We start from the raw sequence: 8615 nt of genomic DNA on the forward strand, positions 1-8615 counted from the left end.
CGGGCCATTTTTGTCATAAACGTAGTCAGTAACTCGGATTGACCCACTGCCACCAGAAATGCAAAAATCCCACGCAGAAATTACTTTCCGCGTGGGAGAATCAAGGCTCACCCCATGAACACAACATGGGCCTTGAAAAGCCAAAAAAATCCGCGCGCCAAACCAGACAAAAGCCCAGTTCAACCTGGAAATGATTGACTTACAGAGGCTTCACATCCAGAGCCTGCGGACCCTTCTGGCCCTCACCAATCTCAAACTCGACTGCCTGGTTCTCTTCCAGCGTCTTGAAACCAGTGCCCTGGATCTCGGAGTAGTGAACGAACACGTCGTTGCCACCGTCAGCTGGGGCGATAAACCCGAAGCCCTTCTCCGAGTTGAACCACTTCACAGTACCCTGTGCCATTACAAAACTTCCCAACTTCAGGATTCGATAAAACAAGTATTCGCCACGCACATCCGGCCACACACGATGGGGTAAACACGGCCAAAGCACCCTTTCGCCTCGTGCGAGTTTTTGCTGGGTGCCCGTTGGCGGGCGATACACTCAAAAAGTCTGCCACGTTTGGGGCGCGAGCGCCGATTAGGAACAGCTTCTTGCCACCCCCGTAAACCCGTGTTCGGAGTCCGGAGAAACTGGGGTGTCGAATAGCGAGAATGTGGCTGGCAGGAAGCGTCGTCAAGCATATGAAGTGCGCGTTTACAGGAAAGGGTGGTGTCGGTGGAGTCGTTTGGGCGGGAGCTGCTGGGGCCGGTTATTCGTGCGCATCCGCGGGCGACAGTGACGCACATTGCGGACCTTCCTGCGCGCGCTGGCGTGACTGCGCCTTGGCCTGAGTGGGTGCCAAGTTGGCTGAGAGAAGTGCTGGTAGATCGCGGAATTGAGAACCTGTGGACTCATCAGGCGATAACCGCGAACCTCGCCCGCGAGGGCGTGCACTGCGTCGTCGCGACGGGCACGGCGTCGGGTAAATCGCTCGGCTACCTGCTGCCCGTGCTCACAGAACTGTCCGCCACCCCCGCGGCCACCGCGCTGTACCTCTCCCCGACCAAGGCGCTGGGCGCCGATCAGCTGGACACTGCACGCGCGATGGCACCGGCGTCACTGAGTTCGCTGATTTCGCTTTACGACGGCGACACCCCACAAGACGCCCGGCGCGCCATCCGCGACCACGCCCGTTGGGTGTTTACCAACCCCGATATGCTGCATGTTTCGGTGCTCGGCAACCATGTTCGGTGGACGCGGATGCTGCGCAACCTGCGCTATATCGTCGTCGACGAATGCCATGCCTATCGAGGCGTGTTCGGCGCCAACGTCTCTCAGATTCTGCGTCGCCTCCTGCGGCTATCCCGCGAGTACGGCGCCTCGCCGACCGTGATTTTTGCCTCTGCGACGACCAACGACCCCGCTGACCAGGCTCGTCGCCTCATCGGCGAGCCTGTCGAGGCCATCACCGAAGACGGCGCCCCGGTCGGCGAGCGAACTATCGCCCTGTGGGAACCCGGCCTGCTCCCCGACCTCCAAGGCGAGAACGGCGCACCCGTGCGCCGCCCCGCCCCGACCGAGGCCGCGGATATCATGGCCGACCTGCTTGTCGAGGGCGCCCGCACCCTGACCTTCACCCGTTCGCGAAGCAGTGCTGAGAAGGTAGCGCTCGGCGTGCGCGAGCGCCTGGAGAAGCGTCGCCGCAGCGATATCGCTGAGCGCATCGAATCTTACCGCGCCGGCTACCTAGCCGAAGAACGCCGCGACATCGAGCGCATGCTCGATGATGGCACTCTGCTAGGTGTGGCCACCACCAATGCATTGGAGCTGGGCATTGACGTCGGCGGCCTCGACGCGGTGGTACAGGCCGGTTTCCCGGGCACGGTCGCTTCGTTCTGGCAGCAGGCCGGCCGCGCGGGCCGTCGTGGCCAGGGAGCGCTGGTGGTGTTGGTGGCTCGCGATGACCCCATGGACACTTACTTGGTCCACAACCCGTCCGCACTGCTGGGCAGGCCGGTGGAAAAGACCGTCTTCGATCCCCGCAACCCACATGTGGTGTGGTCACACCTCTACTGCGCGGCTGTGGAGAAACCCGTCACCACCAGCCAGCTTCAGACATGGGGAACCCTACCCGTAGCCGAAGACATGGTGTCCGCAGGCTGGTTGCGCAAGCGCACCTGGGAAGGACAAGAACCCGTCTACTACCCGACCGACCGCGATGAGGGACCGCGCATTGCCACTGCCCACGATGCCGTGAACGTCCGTGGCGGCGATGGTCAGGAAGTGGCTATCGTCGACCAGACCGATGGCCGACTGCTTGGCACCATCGATCTTGGCCGTGCGATGCAGCAGGTCCACGACGGTGCCGTCTACTTGCACCGCGGCGAGTCCTACCTTGTCGACCAGCTGGACTTCGACAGCCTCGTCGCCCTGGTCCACCCCGAGCAGCCACGCTATTCCACCAGCTCGCGCATGGACACCACCATCCGCATCCTCGATGTTGACGATATGCGCCACTACCAGGGCTTACAGGTCGCCTCCTGCCAGGTCGAGGTCTTTCACCAGGTCACCTCCTATCTTCGTCGCCTGGATACCGGCGAGATTCTCGACAGTGTTGAACTTGACTACCCTCCGCAGCGCTTGGTCACGCGCGCCGTGGCCTACACAATGCCCGAGTCCACCCTGCGCTCGTGGGGTGTGGGCTCCGACATCGCGCCGGGGGCTCTCCACGCGGCGGAACACGCAGCTATCGGCATGCTGCCGCTGATTGCCACCTGCGACCGCTGGGACATCGGCGGTGTTTCCACGGTCATGCACGCCGATACCCAGCAGCCCACCGTTTTTGTTTACGACGGGCACCCTGGTGGTGCGGGCTTTGCTGATCGTGGCTACGAGGCCTTCGCTCGGTGGATTCGCGCGACCCGCGATGCCGTCGCCGCCTGCGAGTGCGAATCCGGCTGCCCATCGTGCATCCAGTCGCCCAAGTGCGGCAATGGCAACGATCCGTTGGACAAGGCCGGCGCAATCAAGGTGCTCAGTGGGGTGTCGCGCGCGCTTAACGACGGCCAGTAGCAGCATCCTCCACCGCTACCGGCCCTGCTCTGGACGTGGCTTTTCTCTCCTTTCGTTGGACGCTGACCTGCACATCCTCCCCATCAATCTCACAGGTCACAAGGCGTGCGTGGTTAGCTTTTGCGATTGACCCCGCAGCTTTGCAGGCGTCGTCGCTCTCTTGCGCAGCCACGGCGCCGGCCACCGCGGCCAGGTCCGCTGCTACCGCTGCCTGCCGAACCTGCACCACCCTCACCCCGGCCGTAACTCCGACCAAAGTCAGAACGACGAAAGCGGCGATGAACAGTGCGGCTGCGACTGTGGTGGAACCTTCTTCTTCGCGGAGAAGGCGGGCTGTCACGTTTCTCATGACGATGCCGCTCTCTCCCGCAGTGCAACCGCGCGTGCTTCCAGCGAAAATGGCCCCGCTGAGCGCCGAATGGTCACGCGCACGGTACCGGAGGTTTCCGATATCGCGACCTGCCCATCCGCGTCGGCGCGGAGCTCGGCTACTGTCTCCGCATCGCCCCGTGCCTCAGCCCGTGCGATGGCTCCGGCTGCGTCGGTAAGCCCTAGGTACATTGCGATGGTGACCAGCCCGGACAGAGCCGTGGCCATGACCGTGACCAGTGCCGCGAGACCGAAAGCGGTTTCTACCGTGGTTTGGCCTTCGTCGCCGACGCACAGGCGATGAAGCGTAGAGCGGATGCGGCTAGACATCGGTGTTGAGCGCCCTTTCGATGATGTCGGTGAGCGCCTGGGTGATATCGCCGCCGGTCACGACGGTGTAGAGCAGGGCTCCGAAGGCGGCGGCCGCAATAGTTCCGAGAGCATATTCCACGGTTGACATGCCGTTTTCCTCAGTTGCCAGAGCGTGCAGACGCTTGTGCAAATACGAGCGCAGCTGGGACTGCGCAGCGGTCAGCGGATTGGTTGGACGGTTGGAGTTTTGAGTGGTCATGAGTGTTTCCCCCCTATGTGGATGTCGAGTGACAGGACAGTTGTGAGGTGTGATGTGCATTGACGCGCGTTGACGTGCGTTGACGCATCTTGGATTACGGCGCGGCAGGCGGACCACGCGCACAACCGAAGCCACAGCTGAGAGCGCAACCAGCACTGCATCCGGCGCGTGCCAGCGCGCGAGGCTGGGCGCAGAAGTGTCCACGCTTCATGACGGCATCAGTCCTGCAAACATTTCGTCGGCAAGCCCAGCGATGGTGGGCACCAAACCCAGCACCACAAACGCGGGTAGAAAGCACAACGCCAGAGGCCCGGCAATGAGGACACCAGCCTTTTCGGCGACGGCTTGCGCCGCATCGTGCGCTTGACTGCGGTACGTGGCAGCGGTGTCCTCCAACGCCTGCGCCAGAACGGTGCCGGATTCGCTTGCTCGGCGCCCAGCCGTCGCCAGGGGCACGAGCGCGGGTGTGGCAGCAAGGCTGTCCCAAGCGGAGTGCGCGCCCACGGACAACCTGGCGGAACACTGTCGAAGTGGCTCGGCCAGCTCAGGGTTTGCACCATCGGCAGCTGCTGCCATGGCCTGCGACAACGGCATACCGGAGCTCAAACAAGCACCAATGATGTCGAGGGCCGCTGCGGCATCGAGCAGCACAGCCGGGCTGATGCGCTCACCGCCAATGACAGTTCGCACACGTTCCCGCACCTGTGCGGCAATCTGCGCCACCCGATTGGTCACCTGTCGGCGTACGCTTCCTCGCGTGCGAGCATCCGACTCGGCTACCAATTCGGGCAGTCGGCTGCGGACGGGATTGAACGTCGGCAAGCAGAGGTAGACGGCGATGAGAAGTGCGGCGGCAATCATTGTCCGGCCTCCGCACGATCGATGATGGCGACCGCCCATTCGATGCCCGCGCACACCAGCCCGACACCGATGACCAGCACAATTCCTCCGATGCCGCGACTGAGGAACTCGAATGGGGACGCTCCGAAAGCTTGCCCCATGACCAAACCGAACACCGGCAGTGATGCCAAGATGGCGATCGTCATGCGTGGCCCCGCCAGCGCGGCAGACGTCTGTGAGCGATGCGCCTGACGAGCCTGCAGATCACCCCGCGCGCAGTCCAGCAACCCAGCCAAACTCAGACCGTGTTGCTGCGCCACCGTCCACATACGCCCAATCCGGCGCAGTTGCTCCGAAGATTCTTCGCCCTCCCACGGGTCGGCGAAGTGCGCGCGATGCGCCGCGTGCGCGAGATGATCAGCCAACACAGTCTCATCCTCTGACCTGCGCAATTCCGCTGCTGCCGCGTTGAGCGCTCGTGAAGCCGCCGCTCCTACGCGTAACTGCGCGGTCAAGGTCTCCAGCGCTACCGCAGCGCTGTCCGCTTCCCGACGTTCACAGCGCCTCTCCCCCACAGCGCGCACTACTGCCGCTGCGGTGCGGCCCAGCAACAGCCCGGCTACAACGCCTGGAATCCCGGCGAGCCACAGCAACACGAGCGCCGGGCCTGCAGCGATGAGGATTGATAGCCCTGCAGTTCGATTCGCACTGCCAGTGCTTGCTGCACGCGACCCCGTGGAACCAGCACCAAGTCCAACCATGCGCTGCAACCACTTCAGCCCGCCGGACACCTCGCGGGCACGGCCTGCCAGTGCTCGCGAGCGCACCGCCGCCGAGCTGTCCGGCCAGATAGCGACTGCTGCAGCCGCTCCCCCAATGAGCATCGCCACGCTAAACCCTTCCCCCATAGCTGTTAATCTCCCCGTCTAATCCCCTGACTTTTCCTCTAGTCATTCCATCGGGTATTCCACCGGTTATTCCCCGCCGACCAGCAACTTCTGCAACGCTTCCCAACCCGGCCCAGGCCCATCCCGAGCAGTCCAGACCTCCACCACCTCCGGTGGGTTACCGCGTAGCAGCCCGATCTGTGCCAGCCTGCGAACATCAGCGCGTTCGACCACCAACACCACCTGCACCGCCGAGACCAACTGCGCATGCAGCCCGGCGCGACCAAGGCCACCGATCAGCCCCAGGGCCTCAAAGCGCGCGACGACATCCCCGATGCGGTTGGCGTGAATTGTCCCCGCCCCACCGCGATGCCCCGTATTCAACGCTGCCAGCAGATCCACCACTTCGGCGCCGCGAATCTCACCGACGACAATGCGATCGGGACGCATGCGCAACGCCTGCTTCAGCAACTCCTGCTGTCCAATCGCACCGGCGCCCTCCAGGTTGGCGACCCTGGTCACCAGCTTCACCACATGCGGATGCTGAGGCTGCAGCTCCGGAGTGTCCTCGATACACACAATGCGCTGGTCAGGATTAACTTCTGAGAGCATCGCCGCCAATAGCGTGGTCTTTCCCGCACCCGTGCCTCCGGCAACAATAAATGACAGCTGTCCCGCCACAATTCCCCGGAGCACCGGCAGAATCTCCGGCGGAAATAGCCCGACATCGCATAGCTCCGCAAGTCCGCGACGAGCCGGACGCAACACCCGCAGGCTAATCTGAGTGCCGGTCGCCGACGGTGGTGAAAGCACCGCATGAACTCGCACACCACAGCCGCCGACACCACCAGGAATATGGCCGTCGGCCCAGGGTTGCGCGTCGTCAAGCCTTCGTCCACACCGCGACGCGAGCCGCACCGCATACGCGCGCACCTCACCCTCGTCCGCGAAGGAAATCTCGGCGCGCTCCAGTCCGTTGCCGGCGTCGACCCAGACCTCGCCCGGCGCGGTGACCAGCACATCGCTGACACCCGGGCGTCGCAACAGCGCATCGAGCACACCCGCGCCCACCGTTTCCTCGCGAATCGTGCGCAGAATCTCCAGCACCTTCACATCGGAGACAACCCCCGAGGTCTCTGCGCGAATTATGTCGGCGACCTCGCTATGCGATGCCACCCCAGGCCGCTCCGCAAGCGCCGTCCGCACCGCCGCCAACAGCCTGACGTCATCCATCGCCACCACCGCCGACAAGGGCAAACATCGCTTCCAATCCCCGCGTCAGCTTGCCGACGGCCCCAGCGAGCCCGCCCACATCTATCTCGTGAGCTACCTTCTTGCAGTACTCAATCTCACCAACAATGGGCAGGTCGAGAGCGTATTCCACCTCTTCGACACTGATATCGCGGTACTGCTGGTACCTCACTGCAAGATTTGGGGTGAACCCCGCTTGTGCACAGATGCTCGCCAAGGGGCCAGCGGCTGCGATAGCTCGAACGGAGGTGGGCAGGACTATGACGGTGTCATCGGCAAGCGCGCCGAGAGTGGTGACGTACTCCACCTGCTTCGGGCAGTCCACGATGACCGTAATTCCGGCATGAATAAGGCAACTAATGGTGCTGGCAATGTGCCGGACATCGTCGGGCCTGTCGATTCTGTCGGTTCTGTCGGCGCTGTCGAATGTGTTGTTCGCAGAGGCGTGGTTGTAAGTCGTCTCGGGCGTGCGACTGCGAGTCCACGTCAACACTTTCAGAGCGGGTGATCGCGGGCAGGATGGCAGTGCTTCGTAGAGTGCCGCTCCGTCGAGACGACCATCAGCAGCCGAGAAGTCCTGCCACCTCAGTCCCGGTTCCGTTTCCATCCCGAGCACCAGATCAATGCCTCCTGCCAGTGCGTCCGCGTCCACCAAACAGATGGGCCTTTCACGGGAAAGAACCAATGCACTTGCTGCCGCCGCGATGGAAGCACCGGCACCGCCGACCGCAGGAACCAACATCAGGCACGTTGCCGTGGCATCGGTTGTAGTTGCCGGCACGTTCGGTACGGGTTCTGTACCTGGCGCTGTAATCACGTCGGTGCTTGCAGGTAACGCTGGGTTCTGATGGTGGTTCAGGAGGCTCGAGCCGTTTTGGTGATCGGTGGGATTCGGAGCATCCGGGCGTACGTCGCCACGGCCGAGCAGCTCGACAATATCGACGTTATCCGCGGGCAAACTGGCGCTGTAAACAGGCGCTAAAACCTTCGCTACCTGCACATCTTCCGCCTCAGTATCACTGCGGACCAGGAAGATCGCTCCCTCACTATGAGGCCGTCCGGTCAATCTTCGGGCTGCCGGTGCATCGACGAACACCGCTGGTGCCCGACGCCACAGGGCCGATGACACTCCCGCTCCTGTCGATACTGATGATGGGGAAGGCTCTGGGGCTGATGATGATAGTGATGCTGGCGGCGAAGCAAATGTTTGTGCGGCCACTGACGCTGCAGCCACAGGTGGCACGGTCTCCTGCACACAGTCACGACCGGTAGCAGCGACTATGAGCGCAACCTCTTCACGCAGCGCTTCATCATCGACGGCGTTGACTACTGGATTTGTTGGAGCCTCGGTTCGCTGAGCCATGGACAGTTTCTTGATCGCCATGGCCATAGCGTGCACTACAGGGCGGATTCAATGATGCCCACAAGGGGCCAAAACCTCGCTGTCTGTGGATAATTTTCAGACTGTGGATAACTGCAGAACGCCACGTCGCCTTTGCCTTATGCCACTGCGTGGCATGACTACTGCGCGGCCTGGCCAATGCAAGTTAGTGACTGCGTTTATGACAAAAATGGCACGAAAAATGGCTTGAAAGTGTCATAAACTCAGGGTTAAGTAGCAAAAAGTGTGTCCGCTCGGCGT

At 62.5% G+C, this 8615-nt stretch carries 9 protein-coding genes; 1 reads left to right on the top strand and 8 read right to left on the bottom strand.

All coding sequences use genetic code 11. The features are described from left to right. Nucleotides 1-199: 199 nt before the first annotated feature. Nucleotides 200-403 (bottom strand): cold-shock protein, encoded by a 204-nt coding sequence (locus HMPREF2751_RS04485; RefSeq protein ID WP_005511370.1) that lies wholly within the window; start codon nt 401-403, stop codon nt 200-202. A gap of 315 nt (nt 404-718) precedes the next feature. Here HMPREF2751_RS04485 and HMPREF2751_RS04490 point away from each other — a divergent pair, with 315 nt between their 5' ends. Then, nucleotides 719-3055, top strand: a complete 2337-nt coding sequence (locus tag HMPREF2751_RS04490) for a DEAD/DEAH box helicase (protein ID WP_070595568.1) — start codon at nt 719-721, stop codon at nt 3053-3055. On the opposite strand, the gene HMPREF2751_RS04495 is transcribed toward HMPREF2751_RS04490, so the two are convergent. The 7 genes from HMPREF2751_RS04495 to HMPREF2751_RS04525 form a co-directional block, all read right to left on the bottom strand. Continuing rightward, a complete protein-coding gene (locus tag HMPREF2751_RS04495) occupies nt 3039-3404 on the bottom strand; it encodes an Rv3654c family TadE-like protein (protein WP_049180729.1) in 366 nt (121 codons plus the stop codon). The two genes, HMPREF2751_RS04490 and HMPREF2751_RS04495, sit on opposite strands and share 17 nt — an antisense overlap. Beyond that, nucleotides 3401-3754 (bottom strand): TadE family type IV pilus minor pilin, encoded by a 354-nt coding sequence (locus tag HMPREF2751_RS04500; protein WP_016421936.1) that lies wholly within the window; start codon nt 3752-3754, stop codon nt 3401-3403. The genes HMPREF2751_RS04495 and HMPREF2751_RS04500 overlap by 4 nt, the downstream gene beginning before the upstream one ends. Beyond that, nucleotides 3747-3995, bottom strand: coding sequence for a DUF4244 domain-containing protein (locus HMPREF2751_RS04505; RefSeq protein ID WP_049189400.1), 249 nt, complete (start codon nt 3993-3995; stop codon nt 3747-3749). The genes HMPREF2751_RS04500 and HMPREF2751_RS04505 overlap by 8 nt, the downstream gene beginning before the upstream one ends. 207 nt (nt 3996-4202) lie before the next feature. Then, nucleotides 4203-4856: a type II secretion system F family protein gene (locus tag HMPREF2751_RS04510; RefSeq protein ID WP_070595559.1), complete on the bottom strand. Its 654-nt coding sequence runs from the start codon at nt 4854-4856 to the stop codon at nt 4203-4205. Then, on the bottom strand, nt 4853-5743 hold the full coding sequence (locus HMPREF2751_RS04515) for a type II secretion system F family protein (RefSeq protein WP_070595561.1): 891 nt from the start codon (nt 5741-5743) through the stop codon (nt 4853-4855). Before HMPREF2751_RS04515 ends, HMPREF2751_RS04510 begins: the two co-directional genes overlap by 4 nt. 66 nt (nt 5744-5809) lie before the next feature. Continuing rightward, nucleotides 5810-6955 carry a TadA family conjugal transfer-associated ATPase gene (locus HMPREF2751_RS04520; protein WP_083304408.1) on the bottom strand — a complete coding sequence of 382 codons (1146 nt, stop codon included), beginning with the start codon at nt 6953-6955 and terminating at the stop codon, nt 5810-5812. After that, entirely contained in the window at nt 6948-8357 is a 1410-nt protein-coding gene (locus HMPREF2751_RS04525; RefSeq protein WP_246823151.1) for a CpaE-like family protein, read from the bottom strand. The genes HMPREF2751_RS04520 and HMPREF2751_RS04525 overlap by 8 nt, the downstream gene beginning before the upstream one ends. Nucleotides 8358-8615 lie beyond the last annotated feature (258 nt).

This window comes from Corynebacterium sp. HMSC063G05 (assembly GCF_001810555.1).
Taxonomy (GTDB): Bacteria; Actinomycetota; Actinomycetes; order Mycobacteriales; family Mycobacteriaceae; genus Corynebacterium; species Corynebacterium jeikeium_D.